This is a genomic window from Peribacillus butanolivorans (assembly GCF_001273755.1).
Lineage (GTDB): Bacteria > Bacillota > Bacilli > Bacillales > DSM-1321 > Peribacillus > Peribacillus butanolivorans.
In genome coordinates, this window is sequence record NZ_LGYA01000001.1 from 3,053,001 (window position 1) to 3,077,447 (window position 24,447).

At 37.3% G+C, this 24,447-nt stretch carries 22 protein-coding genes and 1 pseudogene; 5 read left to right on the forward strand and 18 right to left on the reverse strand.

Annotation, left to right across the window (positions count from 1 at the left end; genetic code table 11):
• Nucleotides 1-9: 9 nt before the first annotated feature.
• Complete coding sequence (locus AKG34_RS13940) at nt 10-720, reverse strand: anthrax toxin lethal factor-related metalloendopeptidase (protein WP_098176283.1); 711 nt, start codon at nt 718-720, stop codon at nt 10-12.
• A 224-nt stretch (nt 721-944) separates the two neighbouring features.
• On the opposite strand from AKG34_RS13940, the gene AKG34_RS13945 reads away from it, so the two are divergent.
• The gene (locus AKG34_RS13945) at nt 945-1,187 is read left to right on the forward strand and encodes a hypothetical protein (RefSeq protein ID WP_053346628.1); all 243 of its coding nucleotides are present in this window, start codon (nt 945-947) and stop codon (nt 1,185-1,187) included.
• Between the two features lie 305 nt (nt 1,188-1,492).
• Nucleotides 1,493-2,849: pseudogene (locus tag AKG34_RS13950) on the forward strand (IS1182 family transposase).
• A gap of 150 nt (nt 2,850-2,999) precedes the next feature.
• Here AKG34_RS13950 and AKG34_RS13955 read toward each other — a convergent pair.
• Both AKG34_RS13955 and AKG34_RS13960 read right to left on the reverse strand, forming a co-directional pair.
• On the reverse strand, nt 3,000-3,770 hold the full coding sequence (locus tag AKG34_RS13955) for a TerC family protein (protein WP_053346629.1): 771 nt from the start codon (nt 3,768-3,770) through the stop codon (nt 3,000-3,002).
• Between the two features lie 200 nt (nt 3,771-3,970).
• Nucleotides 3,971-4,588, reverse strand: a complete 618-nt coding sequence (locus tag AKG34_RS13960; protein WP_053346630.1) for a YpjP family protein — start codon at nt 4,586-4,588, stop codon at nt 3,971-3,973.
• A gap of 444 nt (nt 4,589-5,032) precedes the next feature.
• Between AKG34_RS13960 and ggt the strand changes: the two genes are divergently transcribed.
• A complete protein-coding gene (gene ggt / locus AKG34_RS13965; RefSeq protein ID WP_236694949.1) occupies nt 5,033-6,721 on the forward strand; it encodes a gamma-glutamyltransferase in 1,689 nt (562 codons plus the stop codon).
• On the opposite strand, the gene AKG34_RS13970 is transcribed toward ggt, so the two are convergent.
• The 9 genes from AKG34_RS13970 to AKG34_RS14015 all read right to left on the reverse strand — a co-directional run bounded on the left by AKG34_RS13970 (nt 6,722) and on the right by AKG34_RS14015 (nt 16,415).
• On the reverse strand, nt 6,722-7,501 hold the full coding sequence (locus AKG34_RS13970; RefSeq protein ID WP_053346631.1) for a class I SAM-dependent methyltransferase: 780 nt from the start codon (nt 7,499-7,501) through the stop codon (nt 6,722-6,724). It lies immediately after the preceding gene.
• Between the two features lie 72 nt (nt 7,502-7,573).
• Complete coding sequence (locus AKG34_RS13975; protein ID WP_053346632.1) at nt 7,574-8,008, reverse strand: BrxA/BrxB family bacilliredoxin; 435 nt, start codon at nt 8,006-8,008, stop codon at nt 7,574-7,576.
• A 230-nt stretch (nt 8,009-8,238) separates the two neighbouring features.
• On the reverse strand, nt 8,239-9,909 hold the full coding sequence (gene ilvD / locus AKG34_RS13980) for a dihydroxy-acid dehydratase (RefSeq protein ID WP_053348114.1): 1,671 nt from the start codon (nt 9,907-9,909) through the stop codon (nt 8,239-8,241).
• Between the two features lie 555 nt (nt 9,910-10,464).
• The gene (locus AKG34_RS13985; RefSeq protein WP_053346633.1) at nt 10,465-11,601 is read right to left on the reverse strand and encodes a conserved virulence factor C family protein; all 1,137 of its coding nucleotides are present in this window, start codon (nt 11,599-11,601) and stop codon (nt 10,465-10,467) included.
• 129 nt (nt 11,602-11,730) lie between these two features.
• Nucleotides 11,731-13,608 carry an ABC-F family ATP-binding cassette domain-containing protein gene (locus tag AKG34_RS13990; RefSeq protein ID WP_053346634.1) on the reverse strand — a complete coding sequence of 626 codons (1,878 nt, stop codon included), beginning with the start codon at nt 13,606-13,608 and terminating at the stop codon, nt 11,731-11,733.
• Nucleotides 13,605-14,249: an HD domain-containing protein gene (locus tag AKG34_RS13995; protein ID WP_053346635.1), complete on the reverse strand. Its 645-nt coding sequence runs from the start codon at nt 14,247-14,249 to the stop codon at nt 13,605-13,607. Before AKG34_RS13995 ends, AKG34_RS13990 begins: the two co-directional genes overlap by 4 nt.
• A gap of 50 nt (nt 14,250-14,299) precedes the next feature.
• Nucleotides 14,300-15,145, reverse strand: coding sequence for a DegV family protein (locus AKG34_RS14000; protein WP_053346636.1), 846 nt, complete (start codon nt 15,143-15,145; stop codon nt 14,300-14,302).
• 173 nt (nt 15,146-15,318) lie between these two features.
• Complete coding sequence (locus tag AKG34_RS14010; RefSeq protein WP_053346638.1) at nt 15,319-15,795, reverse strand: glutathione peroxidase; 477 nt, start codon at nt 15,793-15,795, stop codon at nt 15,319-15,321.
• Between the two features lie 80 nt (nt 15,796-15,875).
• Nucleotides 15,876-16,415 (reverse strand): hypothetical protein, encoded by a 540-nt coding sequence (locus tag AKG34_RS14015; protein ID WP_053346639.1) that lies wholly within the window; start codon nt 16,413-16,415, stop codon nt 15,876-15,878.
• A 181-nt stretch (nt 16,416-16,596) separates the two neighbouring features.
• On the opposite strand from AKG34_RS14015, the gene metA reads away from it, so the two are divergent.
• Nucleotides 16,597-17,505 (forward strand): homoserine O-acetyltransferase MetA, encoded by a 909-nt coding sequence (gene metA, locus AKG34_RS14020; RefSeq protein WP_053346640.1) that lies wholly within the window; start codon nt 16,597-16,599, stop codon nt 17,503-17,505.
• 174 nt (nt 17,506-17,679) lie between these two features.
• Here metA and AKG34_RS14025 read toward each other — a convergent pair whose 3' ends face one another.
• The 4 genes from AKG34_RS14025 to AKG34_RS14040 all read right to left on the reverse strand — a co-directional run bounded on the left by AKG34_RS14025 (nt 17,680) and on the right by AKG34_RS14040 (nt 22,090).
• Complete coding sequence (locus AKG34_RS14025) at nt 17,680-18,375, reverse strand: AIM24 family protein (RefSeq protein WP_053346641.1); 696 nt, start codon at nt 18,373-18,375, stop codon at nt 17,680-17,682.
• Nucleotides 18,375-19,070 (reverse strand): class I SAM-dependent methyltransferase, encoded by a 696-nt coding sequence (locus AKG34_RS14030; protein WP_053346642.1) that lies wholly within the window; start codon nt 19,068-19,070, stop codon nt 18,375-18,377. Before AKG34_RS14030 ends, AKG34_RS14025 begins: the two co-directional genes overlap by 1 nt.
• Before the next feature lie 314 nt (nt 19,071-19,384).
• The gene (gene mntR, locus AKG34_RS14035) at nt 19,385-19,813 is read right to left on the reverse strand and encodes a transcriptional regulator MntR (protein ID WP_053346643.1); all 429 of its coding nucleotides are present in this window, start codon (nt 19,811-19,813) and stop codon (nt 19,385-19,387) included.
• 102 nt (nt 19,814-19,915) lie between these two features.
• A complete protein-coding gene (locus AKG34_RS14040) occupies nt 19,916-22,090 on the reverse strand; it encodes a DNA topoisomerase III (RefSeq protein ID WP_053346644.1) in 2,175 nt (724 codons plus the stop codon).
• Nucleotides 22,091-22,235: 145 nt separating this feature from the next.
• Here AKG34_RS14040 and AKG34_RS14045 point away from each other — a divergent pair, with 145 nt between their 5' ends.
• Nucleotides 22,236-22,961 (forward strand): DGQHR domain-containing protein, encoded by a 726-nt coding sequence (locus AKG34_RS14045; protein ID WP_083450792.1) that lies wholly within the window; start codon nt 22,236-22,238, stop codon nt 22,959-22,961.
• A 406-nt stretch (nt 22,962-23,367) separates the two neighbouring features.
• On the opposite strand, the gene AKG34_RS14050 is transcribed toward AKG34_RS14045, so the two are convergent.
• A complete protein-coding gene (locus AKG34_RS14050) occupies nt 23,368-23,805 on the reverse strand; it encodes a VOC family protein (RefSeq protein ID WP_053346646.1) in 438 nt (145 codons plus the stop codon).
• Nucleotides 23,806-24,135: 330 nt separating this feature from the next.
• Nucleotides 24,136-24,336, reverse strand: coding sequence for a hypothetical protein (locus tag AKG34_RS14055; RefSeq protein ID WP_152952290.1), 201 nt, complete (start codon nt 24,334-24,336; stop codon nt 24,136-24,138).
• Nucleotides 24,337-24,447: the final 111 nt, after the last annotated feature.

Genomic DNA, 24,447 nt, shown 5'->3' on the forward strand with positions numbered 1-24,447 from the left:
GCTCAATGTTTAATCTAATTGTTTAATAAAATTATAAGTCTCAGGTGCTTTTTGTCTAAGTAATTGATTTTGGTCAAAGTTTACATAAAACATGGCAAATGTTTCTGCAAAGTATTCTTCAGGATAATTTAAAAAATATGACTGTCCTGGAAACAGTACATCTACTTCCTTTCCCCAAATTCTCAAATAATCTATGTCCTCACGGATGCCATCATAAACAATATTATCAATGGAATGCGCAAGCTCATGTAGCTCCAAATTTACAGAACCATGCCCGCTTCCCTTATCGCTTGCACCGATTTTAACTAAGACGGTATATGAACCACCCATGCCTGGAACGGAATCCCATGTTGTATCTTTATTCAAATAACCACGTGGAGCTTTCCCTTTTAAATAGGCCGCTGATTGATTTTCTGTCAGATTTCCGTTGAATAGCTTCATTCTCACTCCATGGTCTACAGTTTTCAACAATAGGGAATGAGGAAGTGCATCAATAGTTTCTACAATCCTTAAGGCTTCCTGTTCATCGAAATCCTCTTCAGGAAATAAAAATAAACTTTGCAGTTCTTTATTATCCTGCAATATTTCCGCCTGCCTTAAAGGATTATCTTTCGTCAAATTCCGCCATTTCACTCCTTCCGCTTTAGCTAAAGAAAGGGAAAGCATTGAAAGGAAACAAGCAAATAATACAAGTATTGCTATCCAATTTTTATATTTCACCTTCAACCCTTCCTTTCCTTAAATCCAATGTATATTGCGAAAATATATGTATATTAAACTACAAAAAAATCCCTATACTATTATATTAGTATAGCATATTAAGACAATATATTAACTTTATGTTTTTCTGGTAAATTTGCTGAAGATTTCTCCCACGAAGCACCAATTCTCCGGATTTTTCATATATCAACAGTATCTAATCGTAAAAGGTTTAAGGTGATTACATGAAATCGATTAATAAAAAGGTCATCCTGCATGAGCACCGTGAACTTGCCGAAGAAGTTCTTGATATCTACAGTTTAAAAGTGTTTATCATTCTCGACCTGTTGCTGTTCTCTATTTTCTTCGGTATATTGCTACATCCTTTACTCACTTCACTCTGGCTTAACTTTTTTTTACCTTTTCTTTTTTTCACAACATTTACTGTCATTCTTCAACTATTTGATATTTTCCAAAGAAAAAGCTGACATCATTTTGATGTCAGCTCAGACTGTAGACAAACTCGATGAAAATCGAGTTTGTCTACAGTTTTTTTTGAGGGGTTGTAAAAATTCGAACGTTGATTTCCACTCCAGGCACTCGCTTTCCGCGGGCGGTCAGGGAGCCTCCTCGGCGCCTTTGCGCCTGTGGGGTCTCCCTTGGACACGCTTTTCCCGCAGGAGTCTCGCACCTTCCGTTCCAATCAACTTTGTTTTAACAATTAGAAATAAACACTTTTGCCTACAGTCTATTTTGTTTTAATATAGGAGTATTAAAACTTGAGGTGATGACGATGCTTTCGAAACATAATTCTATTCAGCGAGATCATCTTGAAATGATTACTTTGGATCAACTGGTGCCAGCGAACCATATGGTTCGTAAAATTGAGGCAGCCATTGACTTCACTTTCATTTATGATTTGGTAAAAGATGTGTATTCAGAGGTAGGTCGCCCAAGTATCGACCCAGTTATTTTAGTTAAACTGACATTCATTCAATATACCTTCGGTATTCGTTCAATGCGTAAAACGATTGAAGAAGTTGAAACAAATATGGCTTACCGTTGGTTCTTAGGTTACGGTTTCCATGATAAAGTGCCACACTTCTCAACGTTCGGCAAAAATTATGAACGGCGCTTTAAAGATACAGACCTGTTTGAACAGATATTCTATCGCATCTATGACAGCTGCCGATAGAAAGTTAATAAGTGCAGAGCACGTATTCGTTGATTCCACACATGTGAAAGCCAGTGCGAATAAGCGGAAATTTGAAAAGAAAATCGTTCGCAAGGAAACACGAGCGTATCAAGGACGCCTTCAAGAAGAAATAAATCAAGATCGTGAAAACCATGGAAAGAAGCCTTTCCCACCGGATAAATTTGATAAGGAAGAAACCAAAGAGATTAAAGAAAGTACAACTGATCCTGAGAGTGGCTACTATGTGAAAGATGAACGAACAAAACAGTTTGCCTATTCATTCCACGCGGCCGCAGACCGCAACGGTTTTGTACTGGGAACGATTGTAACACCTGGAAATACGCATGATAGTCATATATTAGAGCCACTTGTTGAACAAGTGATTGAGAAAGTTGGAAAACCCGAAGCCGTTGCGGCAGATGCAGCTTATAAAACACCAGCCATTACAAGCTATCTATTTGGAAAAGAAATTACACCGGCTTTACCCTATACACGTCCTCGTACAAAAGAAGGATTCTATCGCAAACATGAATATATTTACGATGAACATTTTGATTGTTACCTTTGCCCTTCGGGCGAGACTTTAAAGTACTCAACAACAAATAAAGAGGGCTATCGCGAGTACAAATCGCCAAAACACATTTGTGCAACATGCTCATCTTTATCACGGTGTACAGAAAGCAAAGACCACCAAAAAGTGGTGACACGGCATATCTGGCAAGCATATGTGGAAGAAGCAGATCATCTGCGTACTCATCAAGATGTAAAACCTATATATGCGAAACGTAAAGAAACGATTGAGCGTGTATTCGCAGATGCAAAAGAAAAGCATGGTATGCGTTGGACTACTTTAAGGGGACTTAAAAAATTGTCGATGCAAGCGATGCTTACTTTCGCTGCCATTAATTTAAAGAAGATGGCCAATTGGACATGGCAAGATCCAAAAATGGCTTAACAGAGCGGGCTCGTAGAGCCCCAATATCTTAACCTTGGACCAAAATTCAAAGGGAATTTCAAAAGGGGTTCGGAATTTTATAATTCCGAACCCCTTTTGTCTACAAACTGAGCTGACATCATTTTGATGTCAGCTTTTATTATTGATTGTTTAACCGTGTTCTTTAACTCTTTTTTCTTTCTTAAAATGAAATACGATCGTAGTGCCGAAAATAATGAAAATAAAGGCAAAGAAGATAGCATGAGGAATTTCAATCCCTGCAACAGCAATAAGCATTTTTATAGCAATGAACCCTATTAAAACATATGCTGCAGTTTCTAATTCTGGAATCTTATCAATCAGCTTTAAAAATAACCCAGCCACGCCTCGCATCATCAAAACACCAATCATCCCACCGGTTAAGAGAACCCAGACTTTTTCACTTACCCCAAAGGCAGCCAATACGCTATCGACGGAAAATGCAATATCCATTAATTCTACAGCAGCAACCGTTCCCCATAAGGTACCAAACATACGGATCAGCAAGCTGTTTTTACTCATTCCCTGAATATCTTCATCGTTTCCAGCTTGTTTTTTTCTTTTATCTCTAAAGTATTTGAACGAGAGCCAACCAAGGTAGCCGGCTCCAATGACCTTCACCCACCAAAGTTTAATGAGGAAAACACCTATTCCAATTGCTACAAACCGGAAAGCATAAGCGCCTAACAAACCATAAAAAAGAGCTTTTCTCCGTTGTCTTTCCGGCAGGTGCCTGACCATTACCGCCAAAACCAAAGCGTTATCCGCTGACAGTAGTCCTTCCATTAATACGAGCGTACCAATCAATCCCCAGCTAACCGGGTCGGTTAAAACCTCACCCCACATATTCCAGTCAAAAAATTGAGCATATGTATTAATGACGTTATTTAACAACTCTGACATGATGAAGACTCCTCTGCTACTGTAACTATAAAAGTAGAAACCCAATTGAAAAAGATCATCTTACTTAACTAGCTTTAAAATATCTAATCTTGTACTTTGTTTAACACAAAATAAATACGTTGCATAACAACGTATCATTTAATACTTATATAACAATTATCATACTCTTACATGTGCTTAAAATCAATGGAACCAAGCTACTAAGAGAGTCTTTGTTTACTTGTCCACTCCGGGGGTGTATTTTTATCCCAATATATTTTCCCTAAATCATAATGGGTCGCATATGAATCATGATAGGTATGATAATGAAAATCAAACCAATATCCCTCTAATGGAGGATTCTCCTGTCTGACATGGAACCGCATGATATCCTTGCCGCTTATCGAATCAAATATATGAAAAATTTTCTCCGCTCTACCCGCACTTGGCTGCTCAGTAATCGTTAATTGCTGTAATTTTTCATCAGGAAATTGGGACGTTATTTCTGTAATAGCATCTTCCATTTTTGGTAATATGGCTATTTTGAATTCATCACCAATTTTAGGATTGATTTTCTCGCCAAATTTCATAAATGCGTTTTCCTCAGCTTTATCCAGAATGCCTGATAAGAACTCTTCCCGATTAAATTCCTCTTCTATATCAGTAGGTTTTTGAGAAGAAAGATAGGATAAATGTTCTTCTTCTACTAACCCTTTTTTAGTATCCTTTAACGAATCGGCTTCAGCCAGCCACGATAGATCTGAAGGGGTGACAAGCCCAAATGTCAAAACGGATACTAAAATGACGAGACTTTTCCTGAACCAAACCGCTGATTTCAAATCACACTCCCCCTTCCCTTCTTCTTATTATTATTTTCTATATATTTAGTATACTTTTATTTTTTAGTAATTACGAATATATAGTTACCCAGGTTTCAAAAATCTTAAAAAAGGATAAATACCTATATAAAGTTCATGAACCCAAACTTTTTTACTAAATATCCACTATTCAATTTGTAAATGAAGGATTTTGACGATATTTGGAGAACTTAATAAGATTCAAGTCTTTTTAAGGAGGGGTCTTATATGGCTTTGACTACGACTGCCATGGTGGCTTTATGTCTTGTAACGTTAGCATTTTTCGTATATTTATCATTTGCTGATTAAGAATAAATAAATACCTACGAAAAAACTCCTTGTCATTCATCAGTAATGACAAGGTTTTCTTTTAAAAAAGGCGTTACGACTTGGCAGATAAAAGGACTGAATACTGGAGGAATTACTTTGGAAAACAACAATGGAAACACTAAAGATGATTACAAGAGGGAAACAGCCACAGGAAAGGCCGGAATGGTCGTTACCGCTCATCCCGTAGCTACTTCCATTGGGAAAAAAATATTACGTGAAGGTGGAAATGCGGTTGATGCGGCGGTTGCCATCCAATTTGCTCTGAATATTGTAGAACCTATGATGACTGGTATCGGTGGCAGTGGTTTTCTTATGGTATATAACGAAAAGAATAAGGAAACTAAAATATTCGATGGCCATGTAAGAGCACCTAAAGCCGCGCATCCAAACATGTTTCTTGATGAAAAAGGGGAAGTCATCCCATTTAAAAAACGTTCGATTAAAGCTACAGCAGTTGGTATTCCAGGAATTCTTAAGGCTATAGATGAAGCTCTCTCCGAATACGGTAGTAAGACATTAGCTGAGCTTATTGAGCCCTCTATTGAATTCGCTGAAAAAGGAGTTCCTGTCAATTGGGTATTTTGCGATGCCCTTGAAAATTTTGAGTATCGGTTAGGGGAGGAAGCCCGTAAATTCTTCATTCCAAACGGTAAACCATACAAAGCTGGTGACCTCCTAATAAAAGAAAAATTGGCTAATACCTATCGAATATTACAGCGTGATGGAATTTCCGCTTTTTATGAAGGTGAAATCGGAGAAGGAATCATTTCTTGTATTCAGGAACTTGGAGGTTTTATGAAACTTTCTGATTTACAGGACTATAAAGCAACCATTGATGAACCAATGTTTGGTACTTATAAGGATTACCAAATTGCTTCATCGATGGCCCCAAGTGCAGGAGGATTCACTGTCATTCAAATTCTAAAAATATTGGAGAGCTTCCACTTAGAACAATATGATGTACATTCATGGGAAAAATATTACTTAATTGCCGAAGCGATGCGTCTAGCATTTACTGACAAAAAGGCTTTTCTAGCTGATCCCGAATTTGCCGAATTACCATTAAAGGGTCTTTTGCATGATGAATATATAGCTAAACGACGCTCATTCATTAATTTTAAGGCAAGAAATAATGCAATTGACTTCGGAAATCCTTGGATATATGATTCTGTGAAACAAAGGGATGTCATCCCACAACCAAATGACGAAGAACGTAGTGAAACGACTCATTTTACTGTCCGTGACAGATGGGGAAATATTGCCGCATGTACATCTACTGTCGAACATCCATTCGGTTCCGGTATCATGGTTTCCGACTATGGCTTCATGCTGAATAACGAACTGACGGATTTCGATTCCATTCCAGGTGGAATGAATGAAGTACAGCCAAATAAACGTCCTGTCAGCTGTAAAAGCCCGACCATCATCTTTAAAGACGGTGAGCCTATATTGACGCTAGGTTCTCCAGGAGGACCGACCATCATCAGTTCAGTCGTACAAACGATCATCAATGTACTTGATTTAAAAATGGACTTAAAAGCAGCCATTGAAGAACCTAGAATTTTCACTCCTATGGGCCCTCATATTGAATGGGAATCAGGTATTGATATGATTAGCAAAGGCCACTTAGAAGCAATGGGCTTTGCATTTAATGAAGTGCCCCATTCTATAGGGAATGTTCAGGCAATACAAATCAACCCGGCTGACGGGTCGAGCTATGGTGCTGCAGATTCAAGCCGCGAGGGCTGTGCGATAGGTCTAAATGAGTCAGATTACAAAGCTTAATCACAGTACAGAAATGTAGCCATAATGAAATTTGGATGTTTTTCTCTTTAATACTTCAAATCCAAATTCCTCAAAGCGGGAGCTGCGAAAATGATCCTTCAACACGACTCTCTTTCGCGCAACCCGCTTGGCTTCTTTCATTATTTCCATTGTTAAGTCATGACCTTCCGCAAAATGAGCCAATCCCCTAATCCCATTTGATTCTTGGATTGTTTCCTCAAACATTGGATCGAAATATACCACATCGAAATGATTATCCGGTAATGTTTTCAATAACTCGTAATGATCAGTATGAATGACCTTAATTCTTCTCATCGCTTGAATCATCTTTTCATCTGCATTTTCCCATGTTTTCAAACCATGGTCTACGAGCAAGGCTAAGTATTGATTTTCTTCCAAAGCACTAACCTGTCCATTTTCTCCAGCAGCAAAACTTGAGACAATCGCATCTGAGCCCAAGCCCATTGTACAATCAAGCACAGTACTTCCTTCCTTTATATCTCCAGCAACGAGAAAAGGATCACTTTCTCCTTGTTTTATTCTTTTTATTCGGATCATGGCAAGGTTTGGATGAAAAAAGAATGGCTCTTTTTCTTCAAACCGATATAGCTCCATTCTCATTTTTCCAAAAACAAGGCAATCATCTTCACCATTTTCTGATTGAATCGCCCTAACTGAGCGTTTTCTTCGAGCAATAAAAGGAATATGTAATTTTCCTGCTAACTTTTTGGCCATCATTATTGTCTCATTATCGGCTCTTCCTGCTGTTGTGATAAACATCTGTCCTACCCCTTTAAACTGTTAAAAATTTGAAAAAGAATGCCCCGTTTCCAGGACATTCTACTTTATCACTTATTTTACTTGACTAAATGCTGCTAACAAGTTATTCATAATAGCTTCCATCGGCTGGCCTTCAATTTCATGACGTGGAATGAAATGTAAGACTTCCTTGCCTTTTAAAAGAGCCATGGATGGCGAAGAAGGTTCAATACCATCAAAATACTCACGCATTTTGGCTGTTGCCTCTTTATCTTGACCAGCAAATACGGTTACAAGATGCTTTGGTTTATCCTCTGCTTGGAGAACAGCTTGAGTAGCAGCTGGACGAGCTAACCCGGCAGCACAGCCACAAACTGAATTCACAACAACCAATGTTGTACCCTCGACAGATTCCATAAAGTTTTCAACAGCCTCAGCGGTTTCTAACTCCTCAAAACCTGCTTGAACTAATTCAGCACGCATAGGCTTCACCATTTGTTTCATATATTCATCATATGCCATAGACATAAAAAAACCTCCTTGGTTACAATTCTTCAATTAGTATAATCATACTATATTCTTAAGTCCATATGCAAAAATGACGCTTACAACTTTTGTTAAAGTTTTTATGAAACCGTGTTTGCACACACACTGTCAAATATCAAAAATTAAACACTATAAAAATAGTCTTCACAAAGAAACACGGTAAAAGAATTGATTTGATTCTTCTACCGTGTTTTTATTTCACATGATCTAAATTAAACTTTCATTACGCCGCCTGAACTAGCATTAGTTACAAGTTTAGAGTAACGGGCTAAATAGCCTGTTTTAACTTTTGACTCGAAACCTTTCCAGTTAGCTTTGCGTTTTTCAAATTCTTCATCGGAAATTTCTAATTCGATTTTACGATTATTCAAATCTAACTCGATGATATCTCCATCTTCTACAAATGCGATTGGACCACCTTCAGCTGCTTCTGGGGAGATATGACCGATACTGATGCCTCGGGATGCACCTGAAAAACGTCCATCAGTAATTAATCCCACTTTAGCACCAAGACCTCGGCCAACGATTTGAGAAGTAGGCGCCAGCATTTCCGGCATGCCCGGCCCGCCTTTTGGACCTTCATAGCGGATGACAACAACATTACCTTCTTTTACTTTGCCAGTAATAATTCCAGATAGTGCATCTTCTTGTGAATCGAAGCAGATCGCTGGCCCTCTGTGGTAGCCACCAACAGATTCGTCAACAGCACCCACTTTAATAATTGAGCCTTGAGGAGCAAGGTTACCAAACAATACAGCAAGACCACCACGTTCAGAATGCGGATTATCCAACGGATGAATAACATCCTTGTCCAATATTTCACAACCCTCAACATTTTCGCGTAGCGTTTTACCTGAAACAGAAAGACAATCACCGTTAAAGGCACCTGGTTTTTTAAGTAACTCATGAATAATTGCGCTCACACCACCAGCATTGTGTACATCTTCAATATGATAATCAGATGCTGGGGCAATCTTCGCAAGATGTGGTACGCGGTTTGCTATTTCATTGATGCGTTCCATAGGATATTCAAAACCTGCTTCATGTGCCAATGCAAGTGTATGAAGCACTGTGTTAGTCGAACCACCCATCGCCATATCCAAAGCAAATGCGTTATCAATTGCATCAATCGTTACGATATCACGAGGTTTAATATCTTGTTTGATTATTTTCATCAATTGTTTGGCAGATTTTTTAACAAAATCCTTACGTTCTTCGGCTACAGCCAAAATTGTACCATTACCTGGAAGTGCAAGACCTAAACCTTCGGCCAAACAGTTCATGGAATTTGCTGTAAACATCCCTGAACAAGAACCGCACGTAGGACATGCAACTTGCTCAAGTTCTTGCAAATCTTCTTCATTTATATTACCCGCTTGGTATGCTCCTACACCTTCAAAAACAGACGTTAAAGAAAGAGATTTACCGTTTTTGTCTTTCCCTGCCTTCATAGGCCCGCCACTTACAAATATTGTAGGAATATTAACACGAAGAGCTGCCATCATCATACCCGGTGTAATCTTGTCACAGTTTGGAATACAAACCATACCGTCAAACCAATGTGCAGATACAACCGTTTCTACAGAATCCGCAATAATCTCACGGCTAGGTAAAGAATAGCGCATACCAATATGGCCCATGGCAATTCCATCGTCTACCCCAATTGTATTAAATTCAAAAGGAACACCGCCAGCTTCACGAATCGCTTCCTTCACTATTTTACCGAATTCCTGAAGGTGAACATGACCTGGAACGATATCAATGTATGAATTACAAACCGCGATAAATGGTTTTCCGAAATCTTCTTCTTTAACACCTGCTGCACGCAAAAGGCTTCTGTGTGGAGCACGGTCGATTCCTTTTGTAATCATATCACTTCTCATATTTGATGTAGACATTTGTTGTAACCCCCAATTTTCACTTCTCTAATAATTTTATATAATTCAATTTTTTGTATACTCTAAAAATTCTAACATATTTACATACAAATGCAACCATTCAACTCTTAAATATCCATAAAAAAGTTTTACTAAAATAATAGAAAAGATATTTTTCTCCTATAAGCAATGGTTTCATGTAAAAAACATACTATTTCGCATGTTTTTGACTGTTAACAAATCCAAAACACATGATTGGTCAGTAAAACTGTACTCGTTCAATCGACAAGCATAATTTTCACTGAAATTATCCAAGTCCAAAGCTCTTATGGTATCAATTGTTACACCAAGGCATATAAAAAAATCATTTCTGCAGAGGATGCTCTCTGTGAATCTGACTAACTGAAAACCTGGTTACAAAATATGCCCTAAAGCGGGACATTTTTAGAGCATAAAAATAACAAAAGGCATCCGGAATTAAGTCCATCCGAATACCTTTTGCCTACAAAATAGAAACATGCAATTTGTATGATTTGTTGATAAAACGATTTTTAATCAAAGTCACTTGTCATTTGTTTGCCTTGATTCTGTCATTTGCTTCCAAACTGAACCCTTTGCTTCTTCTCCGTTTTCTATTCGGTCAATAGCCATTTTAACCTGTAGAGCCACTTCGAACTCTGGGTCCTGTTCAGCTTGTTTTAAATAGGGTAGGACTGTTTCATTTCCCACTTCATATAAGAACATCGCAGCCCTCCACCTTACTAGTTTATTTTTATCTGATAAGGATTGCGACATTTCTCCCATTGCTTCTTCAAAACCTAGATCAGATAAACAGTCACCCGCTGTTCGTCTTACTGCCACACTTGAATCTTTCAATGCTTTGTACAAGCTCGGAAGTACTTTTGTATCCTCGATCATACCTAAGTAAACAACAGCAAGTCGACGAATAGAGACTTTACTATCAGACAAGGCTATATCCAATACTGGAATCTCTTCAACCGTTGGATCTTCCATTTGTTCTAACGCTTGATAACGTTTTTCCCAATTTTCATCATTCAACATTTCTGCGGTTAGTTTTATTTTGGGACGTTTCACGAATGCCTCTTTTTTATCAACGGTTTCTTGAGCAGCAGCTACTAGCTGGTTAATTCGTTCTTCGGGAAAAGCGGCAACCAACTCATCCGCTACTTCTTTCACGATATCATCCATATCCCCGTAACGGATACCATAATCCTTCCATTTTCGGAGCAAGACTACATTATCGTCTTCTTTTTGAGCAGCAGCAATACCTTTAATAAAATATTCTGGTAAAGCAAAGCGTTTTTCATGTTGGCTATCACTTGCTTTAATTTGCATCGGAATTCCTTTGAATTGTTGAATAGCAACTGTTACTTCACCATAATGTTCATTTATTACCGTTTGTTGATTTTGTTCTTCCGTTTTCTCACCAAACACTTGACGAATTTGGACCAAGATATCTTTCCAATCATATTTCGCATTACGCTCAACGGCTAAAAAGTCGGCAACATGATATACGCCTTTCACCCCTTCAATCGTAAATAAATCTTTAATAAGCTGAGGTGCTTGATCGGCTTGATTTTTTTTATAATTATTACTTTTACCTGCTAAGAGCTCTTCTGTTAGATTAATTTTCATTGTATTTGGACTTGGTGTAGGTTCTATTGATTTTATTTTCAATACTTTTCTCTCCTTTTACAAGACGTACCCATGTACTAGATTTTATCACAATGGCCACAGATTCTCATGCAATTGAGATAGACAAAAAAAGACTGGACCAAGCATACTTCCCCTGAACCAGTCTCTCACTTATCCCTCTTCTAATTTTTCCGCTAAATACGTCCATCTTTCCATCATATTCTCTAATTTATCTGTTAGTTCTTTTTCCTCTTCAAGAAGCAGACGAACTTTTTCAAAGTCGCTCCCCGCTGCTGACATTTCTGTTGTGATGTCTGTCAGACGCTGCTCGACATGTTCCATGTTACCTTCGATTTCTTCCCATTCCTTACTTTCCGCATAGGTTAGTTTTTTCTTTTTCTTTTCTGTGCGGTTTATCTGAGGCTCTGGCTTTTTTTCAAGAACGATCTCTACTGTTTTTTCCTCTAAGAACTCTGAATAGTTGCCGTAATAAAAATCAATTTCACCTTTATTTTTGAAGACAAGGAGCTGATGACAGGTTTTATCAAGAAAATAACGATCATGTGATACGGTAATAACTACACCTGAAAACGTTTCTAAATAGTCCTCGAGAACTGTCAAAGTTTGCGTGTCCAAGTCATTCGTCGGTTCATCCAAAAGCAGGACATTAGGTGCTCCCATTAAGATGTTAAGCAGATACAAACGTCTTTTTTCTCCTCCGGACAGCTTGCGTATTGGGGTACCATGAGAACCCATTGGGAATAAAAATCTCTCAAGCATCTGTGCAGCAGAAATAAAACTGCCATCTTTAAGAGCGATTGAATCAGCTGTTTCCCGGATATATTCTATCATGCGAAGATTCTCATCCATATCAACGCTTTCTTGAGTATAATAACCAATTTTCACTGTTTGTCCTATTTCAAGATTTCCTTCATCTATCGGTTCTCGCCCAGCCAAAATGTTCAATAACGTAGACTTTCCGCTGCCATTATTACCTACGATTCCAATGCGGTCACCTGGTTTGAATAGGAAGGAAAAGTGTTTGATGATAGACTGATCACCAAAAGATTTAGAAATATCTTGCATCTCCAGAACTTTTTTCCCAAGGCGGGCACCACTTAATTCCATCTCAAGACTTTCAGTTTTTTGCTTATCTTTCACACCCGTTTCTAATGTTTCAAAACGTTGAATCCGTGCCTTTTGTTTAGTGGTACGTGCCTTTGCACCTTTACGAATCCAGGCTAATTCTTTTTTAAATAAACTTTCCTTTTTCGTTCGTTCGGTCGATTCGTTTTCTTCCCGAATAGCTCTTGATTCTAAATAGTCAGCATAGTTTCCTTTATATTCGAATAGCTGTGACTGTGCGATTTCCCAAATTTTATTGGAAACCCGATCAAGAAAATAACGATCATGGGTCACAAATAAAACGGACTTCTGATATTTAGCCAAATATTCTTCGAGCCAGGTAATGCTTTCAAAATCAAGATGATTCGTAGGTTCATCCAAAATAAGCAGATCAGGAGTTTCAATCAAAGTCTTTGCCAGAGCGGCACGTTTTTTTTGGCCACCTGACAGTTCACCCAATTTCCTTGAATGATCTGGAAGACCAAGCTTTGTCAATATAGTTCGTGCATTCGCACTTGTATCCCAGGCACTAAGGGCATCCATTTCCTGTTGTTGCTTTAACAACCGGTCTTGAGTTGTGCTATTCTGTGGATCTAATTGCAGCTGAATGAGTGTTTTTTCATATTCCTTAATTAACGAAAATACTGGAGTTGAACTTTCATACATATACTCCATAATCGTTAATTTTTCATCAAAATAAGGATCTTGAGATAAATAGGAAATCGTGTAATCATTTGGATGATCCTTCGTTCCCAAATCACTATCTTCTAAACCTGCAATAATATTCAAAAGTGTGGATTTTCCAGTTCCGTTTATACCAACGATCCCAATCTTTTCGCCTTCGGTAATGGAAAAAGAAACATCTTTAAATAATAGCTTTTCCCCTTGTGTTTTCATTACATGTTCCATGCTATAAACTTTCATAATCGTACATCCCATTCCTTGTAAAATTCCTCTAAAAAGCTAACCATATACTCATGCCTTTCACTTGCAATCTTCTTAGCTGTACAGGTGTTAAGCATGTCTTGTAACCGTAATAATTTTTCATAGAAGTGATGAACGGAAGAGCTTTTACCCATCCGATATTCCTGTTTTGTCATCTTCTCACGTACAATAAGTGACGGATCATACATTGGTTGCCCCTTTTTTCCGCCATATGCAAATGTCCTGGCAATCCCAATGGCACCAATCGCATCCAAACGGTCCGCATCCTGAACAATTTCCGCCTCAATAGAAGGAAGTTGTACGTGTCCAGAACTATAAGAAATTGTGGTGATAATCTGTTTAATATCCTTAACAGTTTCTACATCCAAGTTAATTTCCCTAAACCAGTCATCCAACTTTCTCCAACCTGCATCGACATTCTGATTTAATTTATCATCCGGAATATCATGAAGGAGAGCCGCCAATTCAATGATAAATTCATTTCCTTTTTTTTCTTCTCTTGCAATATGTAAAGCCAGCTTTCGAACGCGATCGATATGGAACCAATCATGACCACTGGCATCAGAATTCAATTGGTTATATACATACTTTTCCGTAAGTTCAATTATAGTTTGTTTCATTTCACCACTCCAAGTCCATTCTATTTTACCATGGTTCTTATTAATGTGCCTTAATCTTCATTGAACCAACTGATTCCAATCGTTTGTTCACCGGTATGCACCCCTATCGCACTGCCGAGTGGAGATACATGCGTCTTTACATTAGGAAATTCTTCAGAAATCATTGCTTTCCAATTCTGGGTCTGCTCCGACAGCACTCCATATAATATAGTGCATTCTTTCACTTTTCCTGTTGCAAATGATTTGCGAAAATCGCTAAAAATTTGTTTTTCCGCTTTTTTTAGGTTTCGAGGTTTCGATTTAGTATGAAGCAAACCATCTTCAATTGAAATGATGGGTTTAAAACTTAATAGACTTCCGAGAAAATATTGGGCATTTGTTAACCTACCACTGCGGTACAGCTGATCTAAAGAACCTATTAACACATAGGTTTCATGGCTATCTGCATATTTTCTTGTTTTAACGAAAGCTTCATCAATTGAGTGACCATTTTCAACATAATACATGAGCCGTTTCAGTATTAATAGCATCGGAAAAGAAATTAGTAATGAATCAAAAACATCTACAGGTATCGTAACCATCTGTGCGGCCTGCTGGCTAGCCGAAACTGTACCGCTCAGTTTACTGGAAAGATGAACGGAAATGACTCTATCATAGCGTTTTTCAAGCATCTTATATAACTCATAAAATCTCCCCACAGACGGCTGGGAAGTAGTCGGGTTTATCTTTTCTTCATTCATCCTGCGATATAATTCCTCAGATGAAAGGTCGATACCATCTTCATATTCCTTGCCATCAATGATGACAATCATCGGAACTACATATACATGTTCATTTAGTGATAATTCTTCATCTAATAATCCTGTACTGTCCGTTACCCATGCAATTCGTTCCATAGTTTACCTCCTGAGTAAAATAGTTGTTCTTTATTATATTCAACTTTTTCCTCATCTTTCCCCTCTTGAAATCGTGTATTTGGTATATTTCGAACAAAAGCAAAAAACATATTAACGTTACAGAAAAAGAGCTCACCAGGAAAACTTCTTCTGATGAACTCATTTTTCATTTTTTATAATAATTCTTTTAAATCGTCTTCTATTTCCAATGGTTTTGTTCGAGGCGCATATCGACTGACAATATTTCCTTCGCGGTCAATCAGGAATTTGGTAAAATTCCATTTTATCGATTTTGAACCCATCACTCCAGGCGCATTTTCGGTAATATAACTAAATAATGGATGTGCATCCTTCCCATTAACATTCACTTTTGCAAACATCGGGAAAGTTACGCCATGATTCAATTTACAGTAAGAATCGATTTCCAGGTCATCACCAGGCTCCTGGTTAAGAAATTGATTACATGGAAAACCAAGGATGACTAAACCATCTTCTTTATATTGTACATATAAGCTTTGCAAATCATCATACTGTGGCGAAAAACCGCATTTACTTGCGGTATTTACAATAATCATTACTTTCCCTTTGTATTCCTCAAGCGAAACGGTCTCGCCATTGATTTTTTTCACTTCAAATTCATAAATGGACATGTATGATCTCTCCCTAAAGTATGATGCTGTCATTTTACCGTATTTAAAGATCACTTTTCCAACTTTAATATTCTTTCTTTTTAATTTTTCTCTATCCCCTTGGCTACTTTTAGAGATTGGATCAAATACTCTACCATATCTTCCAAATCTTCCATTTGCTCTTCTTTTACAAGCCTACCAAATGAAACTTTAAACGTAGAAGAATTTACTGGCCGATCTATTTTACTGATCGTTTCGGAGGTCGTCACAGTAATGATTCTTTGCTTCCCCCAAATTTTCTCCAGCTCAATAAAGATATCTTCAACTTCTCCTACCCCAAGTTTTTCCTGAAATGAAATGAATATATCAACCGTACATCCAGCATATGTTTCATTACTATTGAATTCGAGTAACTCTGAGCTTAAATTCTCGAGTGAAGCATGTAACTCAATGCCACCAACAACAGAAATAGGTGCGAAAGGTTCCTTCAATTCCATCTCGATCTTATATGTTCTTGACATTGTTGAGAGATTAACAATATCATCACGGGTTATGACCAATATATCTCCAATAAAGTCACGATCATAAACTGCCCCTTCTAATACTACTTTCATATTCTCAAATGCTGTGGGATCAAACAATCTCCATACACCTCTCCAACCTCTTAAGTTTTTCAAAAAGAACTATGTATATATCTCCTCCCCATTTTACCATTCTCGAGATTTCGTTAGAGGATTTACAAGAAATTATTAAAATAGCTTTTCTATTTGGAAATTTTCTATATAATTAAAATATTATGATTTTTGAAGAAGGAGGCTAATTATGCCAATCAGAATACCTGAAAAACTGCCAGCTAAGGAAATTTTAGAACAGGAAAATATCTTTGTCATGGATGAGGAAAGGGCAACCAGGCAAGAAATTCGCCCATTAAATATATTGATTTTAAACCTTATGCCTGAGAAAGTAAAAACAGAGGCTCAACTGCTACGCTTTCTTGGCAATACTCCTATTCAGGTAAACATATCATTTCTACGCTTAAGCACACATGAATCGAAAAACACAAGTAAATTTCATTTAGATCAATTTTATAAATCATTTGATGAAATCCGTTCTAAAAAATATGATGGCTTGATTATCACAGGAGCTCCAGTTGAAAAATTGGAATTCATAGATGTTAATTATTGGGAAGAACTACAAGATATTATGAACTGGTCAGCAGAAAACGTCACATCTACACTACATATCTGTTGGGGAGCTCAAGCAGCGCTTTACCATCATTATGGAATAAGCAAATACGAACTACCTGAGAAGTGCTTTGGCATTTATAAGCATGAAGTACTCGAACCAAATGAAAATCTAGTCCGTGGCTTCGATGACAATTTTATGGCGCCTCATTCTCGCCATACTGACATTGACTATCAAAAATTAGTTAATCATCCAGAATTGAAGATTTTAGCTCAGTCCGATCAGGCCGGAGTATTGATTGCCGCCTCTGTTGATGGAAGAAGAATAATGGTTACAGGTCATTTCGAGTATGATGCCGAAACACTCGGTGAAGAGTATAAACGTGATAGGGAACGTGGAATTGATACACAGCTCCCTGAAAACTACTATCCTGACAACGACCCAACTAAAGTACCGCTTCACCGCTGGAAAAGTCACTGTAGCCTCATGTTCTCCAACTGGCTGAATTATTATGTCTACCAATTGACCCCTTATGAGTGGGATTGAAAGGGAAAGAAAAAAAGAAACTCTCTCATTAAGTGAAGTACTTTTTTTCGGGGAAACCTACTGAATCTAGTATGGAAGAAAAAACCTGAGTTCTTGACTCAGGTTTTTTCATTTTGAAGTTTTTCTGGAATTCTAGCTTAAAAAATTTTTATATTTGTTTGTGGTGTTTTTTTATCAAGACTCTTTATTACCAAAATACACCTCTTCAAAAGGTTGGACTACGACAAATCCCTGTCCTTCAAATTTCATCTGAACCGATTCCCCACTTCCTCTTCCAAAAAACGACTTTAATGACACATCGGTTACAAACTCAGGTTTTAGGTCTCCAGACCAAGCGACGGTTGCATTTGGATCCGTATAGACTGGGTTCCCCCTTTCTACCATTAATGTGAGAGGTTCATAATGAGAAGTGAATGCCACCATCCCTTTCCCTTCAAGTCTAACATTGAACAATCCCCCCGCTAGCAAACCGGCAATACGCCGCATCATTTTAATATCCCATTGTATGCTCGGCTCAAAGGCGAGTAAATCGTTGCCGTTTACACTAATTGATTCACCATTCAAATGTAAGATGGAAATCTTCTTCCCTTGATCTGCCACATACAACTTTCCACTTCCAGTCGCTTTCATCAAAGATGCACCCTCACCTGTAAAGGCCTTTTTAAAGAGTTTGCCAAATCCGTGTTCTAATATTCCTTCTCGTTCGAATTTTATATTGCCCCGATAAGAAATCATTGTCCCCATTTTCGCCCAGATTTGTTGTTCAAGATTTATTTCCAAAATTCTTTCCGTTTCAAGTTCAAACAAACCTTGCCCCTTATCCTGCTGTTTCGTTTTTTCGACGAATTGATTGATTTGATACTTTTCCATCACTGATTACCCTCTTTTTGAAGGAGAAACAACCACATAAAAGATACGGCTTGCTTTAAATCCTTTGAAAAGTGACCTAGTTTTGTAAAGTCTACCCCTCTCTTGGCGACGCCGGTATCAGCGACTGCTTTCCATCCGCTTTCCACTGCTATTTTCTCAAACTCCCACGGCTGCATCGTGTTCATGATCACTTTGTCGCCTAATAAACGTTGGAAACTAAACTTTTTACGTGGTTCCGCAGTCGGACCAAGTATTCCAAAACAGGCATAGCCGCCAGGCTTTATTATACGGTGAATTTCATTCACCACAGTTAATGGTTCACCTGTGTATTCAAGAGAATTAATTACCAATGCCGCATCCATTTCTTCGTCCTTAAATGGAAGACGATAAAAATCACCTTGAATAAACGAAAGTTTAGGCTGATGTACGGTCTTTTCCATTGCAAATTCAATCATGACGTTAGAAAGATCAATTCCAGTTACTTCATAACCCGCTTCAGCAAGTTTAAGAGAACCAACTCCATCTCCACAGCCTATATCAGCTACCTTATTTCCCGTAGGCACATATTGAGAAAAAAACGGGATTATATTTTTTCGACTTCCTGTTTCCCACATTTCTTGCGAATTCTCCACCCACTTAGAAGCAAAGTCATCCCATTTCTTTTCCGATTCTTTATGCCAAGTATGTAAATCCATCCGGCATTCCCCCATTCCATTTATATCTTTGTTTCATATGAACACATAGAATTGTTAAAGAAATAACTTGTTTCTTAACTTTTTTATTACATTACCTAGTATAGAAAAACCCATCTCTAACCGTGACTGCTGTGGCCTATTTATAGCTATTCTGCTCTGACTCTAAAAATCCCTTTTTTACCTTTTCCTATTATCCACTTATTGAACATCATTTGTTTTATAACTAGTTAGATTGTTTATTCCGTACAATAATAGCTGACTGGTTTATAAGTATTTAATTTATAAAAGTCAAAAAAAAAACTGCCAGTGGCAGCTTATTTTGAGTTCTCTTCGTTTCTTTTTTGTATATTTCTTAAATCCTCGACACGACTAGGAGATTCCTCAAAGAATTCGACAAGATCTCCAATCCGATCGATAGCATTCCAACTAAGGTGATGTTCGATACCTTCAACATCCTGATAGATATTTTCTTCTTTGACCCCAATCAATCTTAGCATCTGTTCTAATAGTTCATGTCGGTATACGAGCCTTTTACCCACTTTTTTCCCATTTGCAGTCAAAACGAGACCACGGTACTTTTCATATATTAAATATTTTTCATGATCTAGTTTTTGAACCATTTTTGTAACTGAAGAGGGATGGACGGAAAGATTTTCTGCAATATCGGAAACCCTGGCATATCCTTTTTCTTCAATAAGTAAATAAATTTGTTCTATGTAATCCTCCATGCTCGGTGTAGGCATTCGGAATCCTCCCATTCAAACGCATATCTAAAAATTTTACTATATAAACGACCCCGAAACAAGAAGATATCGTCTCAGGACGTCTTTTAAAGAAGTTTATTATTAAGTTTGCTTGACGGCTTGTTCTGTTGGAAATGTAAAACTAATCTTCTTTTCAGAATCGGACCAAGATAAAATTGCGTCAAAGGTCTTTTCTCCTTTTTTAAAGCCACTTATTAAATCCGTTTCGCCGCTTGCCAACAGCTTTTTTATATTTGCTTGACTGATCTTTTTATTCAGGATTTTTTTGGAGATAGTGAAGTTACACTTGGTTTTCTGATAACTCACACATCCATAAAATTCACCTTTATCGACAATCTTCGAACCGCATAACTTGCAGCTGCCTACAGATGCAGTATTTCTTTTTTTAGAACCGCTCCGTTGAATTGATTCAGTATCCAGTCCTTGGAAATCCCAGTTTTCCGATGATTCAACTGCATCACTGATAATTTTAGCCGACATCTTCTTAACAGCTTCCATAAATTCACCAGCGGAAGCCTTTCCTTCCCCGATTTCCCTTAAGCGCTGTTCCCATTTAGCCGTCATTTCAGGTGAAGCCAGAATTTTTTCTCCGATGGCAGTAATCAGTACTTTCCCTTTATCTGTCGCAAATACCTGATTTTTTTTAACATCAATATATTTACGGTCTTTCAGCATAGTTATAATGCCTGCACGAGTAGCTTCAGTTCCAAGTCCTTCTGTTTTCATCAAAACCTTTTCTAGCTCTTCATTATCCAGATGTTTTCCGGCAGTTTTCATCAATGTAATCAACTGACCCTCTGTATAGCGCTTGGGAGGCTGGGTTTTTCCTTCTTTCACTTTTACACTGGCTACCTGTCCACAATCCCCTTTTTTGACGGGGGGCAAAATGATATCGTCATCATCCTTATCATTTTGAAAAATCACCTTGCGCCATCCCTCTTGGATTTGCTGCTTGCCTTTCGAAATGAACTCGGCCCGCTTATCGACAAGCGTTTTAATTGTTGTATAATCGAAAATCGCCTTCTCATAATGAGCCGCAATCAGACGGCGTACCACCAAGTCATAGATATTGCGTTCTTCAGCGGAAAGGCGCTTTGGGTCTGTGACCTGCTCAGTTGGGATAATTGCATAGTGATCAGTCACTTTTTTTTCATTTACAAACCGTTTATTATTTATGATGCTTGATTGAGGCAACGGAAACAGGGATTCATACTCTGAAAACCTGCTTATTTTTTGCAAAATATCGGGAAATGTCTCGGCTTCCCCCTCTGTAACATAATTGGAGTCAGAACGCGGGTAAGAAACAATCCCTTTTTGATATAAACTTTGAACAATATCCAGCGTCTTTTTCGGTGAATATTTATAAATCTTATTCACGGTTGCCTGTAAAGAAGATAGATTAAATAATAAAGGTGGCTGAAATTCTTTTCTTTCTGTATCCATTTCTGCAATTTCAGCTTCTTTACCCTTGCAAAAGGCGGCAATTTTTTCAGCCAGTTCTTTTGATTTAATCCTCGGATCGTTGTTCTGCTGCCACTTTCCTTGATATTTATTTCCATCCATCTTGAAGTCAGCAAATACTTCCCAAAACGGTTCAGATTTGAACTGTTCAATTTCCATTTCCCTTTTTACTATCAAAGCGAGGGTAGGCGTCTGAACCCTGCCAGCTGAAAATACATCCGACACCCCTCTTTGTTTCAATAAAATGCTATAAGCTCTGGAAGCATTCATACCAACAACCCAGTCTGCACAAGCTCTCGTATATGCTTCATGATAAAGTGGCCTTGTTTTTTCTTCGCTAATCAGATTTTGGAATCCTTCATAAATAGCCTTCGGAGTCAAAGAGGAAATCCATAAACGTTTCATCGGTTTTTTGACGCTGCATAGATTGACGATATTGCGTACAATCAATTCTCCTTCACGACCGGCATCGCCAGCATGAATAATTTCATCCACATCCGACTTCCTAAGCAAAGTTTTCACAACATTGAATTGCTTTGCCTTTTGTCGAGTCACTTCATATTGGAACTTCTCAGGAATCATCGGCAATGTATCAATCGACCATTTTTTCCATTTTGAATGATACGTTTCCGGTGAAACTAGTTGACATAAATGCCCGACTGCCCATGTTACATAAGCACCATCCGGAAATAGTTCATTCGGCAAAACTTCTATATAGCCTTGCTGTTTCTTCGTTTTAAATTGAGCTGCTAACGTTGAACCTTGATCTGGTTTCTCCGCAATGATTAGCTTCATAATTTTCGTCACCTAATCCGTAAAAAAATATCTTTCTTTATTATTATACCTTAAATATATATATCGGCTAGATTTGAGTTAGTCTTTACCGAACTGCTCCTGTAACGGTATAAAATAATTACTTAACGCCGGTGGAAAATGGGATATTCATACATATGATAAGACTCGTCCAAATTTAGGCAGAATACAATGCAAAAAAAAAGCTTCATTAATGGATGGACAACATAGATTAGGAGGAATTGAGCTATATACAAAAACAACAAATTCAATGTTACATGTTCCTTTTCTTGCCTTCCATTGGTTAGATGAAGATGAGGAAATTAAATTTTTTGATATTATTAATACAAAAGCTAAAGGTATAGGTACTTCGTTAAGTAGATTTTTAAAAAGAGAAAGTGATAATCTTAGTTGGATTGCAACACAGCTAATTATTGACCCTAACAGCCCCTTGTATAATAAAGGAACGTTCATTGGCAAAAGAACTAAAGAAAAGCATATTACTTTACAAAATGTATATAACTTTCTTTTGTTATTAATTAAAAATACAAAGATAGCCGAATTACCTAAGGAAAAAATACTTAATATAACTCTTACTTATTTTAATTGTATAAAAGAGTTGTTACCTGTTGAATGGAGTGATTATAAGCAATATAGACTAACTCATATAGTCTGTTTAAATGCTTTTGCTATAGGAAATTATCCTTCAAATTATAATTTTGTTTCTAACCAGTTAAACATTAAAGAAGTAAATAAAAGAATGAGCAGTATAAAGATATTTGATTGGTCTAGTGAAGGAACATTGAAATATCTAAAAGGTGCTAGTGGTTCTAAACTCTTAGCTGAAGACATCATAGCATCTGTAGAAAAATAATTCTTGAATTCCCCATTTTCAAATATTAAAATGGCCGAAAAATCAAATTGATTTTCGGCCATTCTTATTCCTTATTCTTTGTAGGGAACTTTCCAGCTCAGTTCATGTATGTATTGTGCTAAAGCATCTGTAAAAAAGAATCAACTGTAGCTTTGAAATAAAGATTGATCACAAGGTCCTCCTGAATCCTCATATTAACGTAAATAAATACAATCCATTTTGAAAAGAGATTGATCAAAAAGGGTTCTTTTCTAGTGATTTAGTTTACAATTTTTATAAAATAGTTTGATTATTTTTTTAGTGATTATTATAGAACTAACGCACCCGTTAGTTTAAGTACATTTCTTCACAAACTAAAAAAATAGAAAGTAACAAAGAGTCGTACTTTCATTTTAATTAATATTACTTATTTGATTTCCTCAGCCAACTCCAAAATAATTCCCTCTGGACCACGAACGTAGCATAATTTATAACTTTCTTCATATTGCTGTATCTCACTAAAGATTTCCGTACCCTTCTTTTTCAATTTGGCAACAACAGCTTCAATATCTTCAACAGTAAATGCAATATGTCGGATACCCAGTGTATTTGCAAAGGTTTGCTGAATATCTTTTTCATCTGACGGCGTATAAAATTTGATTAGCTCTATCCATGTCTGAACGTCTGGCATTCCCAATCCTACACACGCTACTTTAACGTCATTAAGCCCAACTGCATATCCCATCAACTCTCCTTCCATTTCCCATTCCCCTTTCACCTCAAGTCCAAAATCGAGAAAAAACTCTTTAGCGGCAGAGAGATCATTTACGATTACACCCACATGATCTATTCTTTGGATCTTCAAATTTCATACCTCCTATGTTCCTGTTATTTTGCAATATCCTGTTTCAAATTCTAGTATTAACAAAGGGACGATTAATATAATAATAAGATACCAGCATTGCCAGTGAAGAAAAGAATCATTTCACTAATTTTGTATTAAATTATTTTTAAACTCCTTCCTCATTTCCCTAACGGTGTCAATTGGGGATAATTATTCATATACTTTCCACCTATTTTTTCTCAATGTTTCCCTTTGATTATTGAACAATACTGCCCCGTTAGTGCAAGAAAAAGGCTGACGCAGCAACCCCTGTTAATGAACTAAAGCACCTGTTAGTTGAGGATGCTAAACTCAATAATTTTCTTTTTTCCAACGTTTATATTCTACAAACTCTAAAAAACCATAAGCCGTTATCATTGATAAAATGGGGACAACATAATACTTCGGAGATCCAAATATAAAGATAACAACAATGAAACCTGCAATAAAAAGTGCAGTATTTAAAAGAAATGATTTCTTTCGATATTTTAAATAAAGTTTTACCTTATCCATTACTTTTCCTTTCACGCCAAACATATTCACTAATATTTTTTGTTATCTTTCTTGAACTCCCTCAGTATGATAGCTATAGCTCTCGAATGCTCACTTATTCGTTTCATAACC

Bases quoted from the DNA above. Each gene is read 5' to 3' on its own strand.
- AKG34_RS13945 (WP_053346628.1), top strand. From the start codon at position 945: ATGAAATCGATTAATAAAAAGGTCATCCTGCATGAGCACCGTGAACTT.
- AKG34_RS13955 (WP_053346629.1), bottom strand. From the start codon at position 3,770: ATGTCAGAGTTGTTAAATAACGTCATTAATACATATGCTCAATTTTTT.
- AKG34_RS13970 (WP_053346631.1), bottom strand. From the start codon at position 7,501: ATGTTTATCACAACAGCAGGAAGAGCCGATAATGAGACAATAATGATG.
- AKG34_RS13975 (WP_053346632.1), bottom strand. From the start codon at position 8,008: ATGTCTATGGCATATGATGAATATATGAAACAAATGGTGAAGCCTATG.
- ilvD (WP_053348114.1), bottom strand. From the start codon at position 9,909: ATGAGAAGTGATATGATTACAAAAGGAATCGACCGTGCTCCACACAGA.
- AKG34_RS13990 (WP_053346634.1), bottom strand. From the start codon at position 13,608: ATGAAAGTTTATAGCATGGAACATGTAATGAAAACACAAGGGGAAAAG.
- AKG34_RS13995 (WP_053346635.1), bottom strand. From the start codon at position 14,249: ATGAAACAAACTATAATTGAACTTACGGAAAAGTATGTATATAACCAA.
- AKG34_RS14000 (WP_053346636.1), bottom strand. From the start codon at position 15,145: ATGGAACGAATTGCATGGGTAACGGACAGTACAGGATTATTAGATGAA.
- AKG34_RS14010 (WP_053346638.1), bottom strand. From the start codon at position 15,795: ATGTCCATTTATGAATTTGAAGTGAAAAAAATCAATGGCGAGACCGTT.
- metA (WP_053346640.1), top strand. From the start codon at position 16,597: ATGCCAATCAGAATACCTGAAAAACTGCCAGCTAAGGAAATTTTAGAA.
- AKG34_RS14025 (WP_053346641.1), bottom strand. From the start codon at position 18,375: ATGGAAAAGTATCAAATCAATCAATTCGTCGAAAAAACGAAACAGCAG.
- AKG34_RS14030 (WP_053346642.1), bottom strand. From the start codon at position 19,070: ATGGATTTACATACTTGGCATAAAGAATCGGAAAAGAAATGGGATGAC.
- mntR (WP_053346643.1), bottom strand. From the start codon at position 19,813: ATGCCTACACCGAGCATGGAGGATTACATAGAACAAATTTATTTACTT.
- AKG34_RS14040 (WP_053346644.1), bottom strand. From the start codon at position 22,090: ATGAAGCTAATCATTGCGGAGAAACCAGATCAAGGTTCAACGTTAGCA.
- AKG34_RS14055 (WP_152952290.1), bottom strand. From the start codon at position 24,336: ATGGATAAGGTAAAACTTTATTTAAAATATCGAAAGAAATCATTTCTT.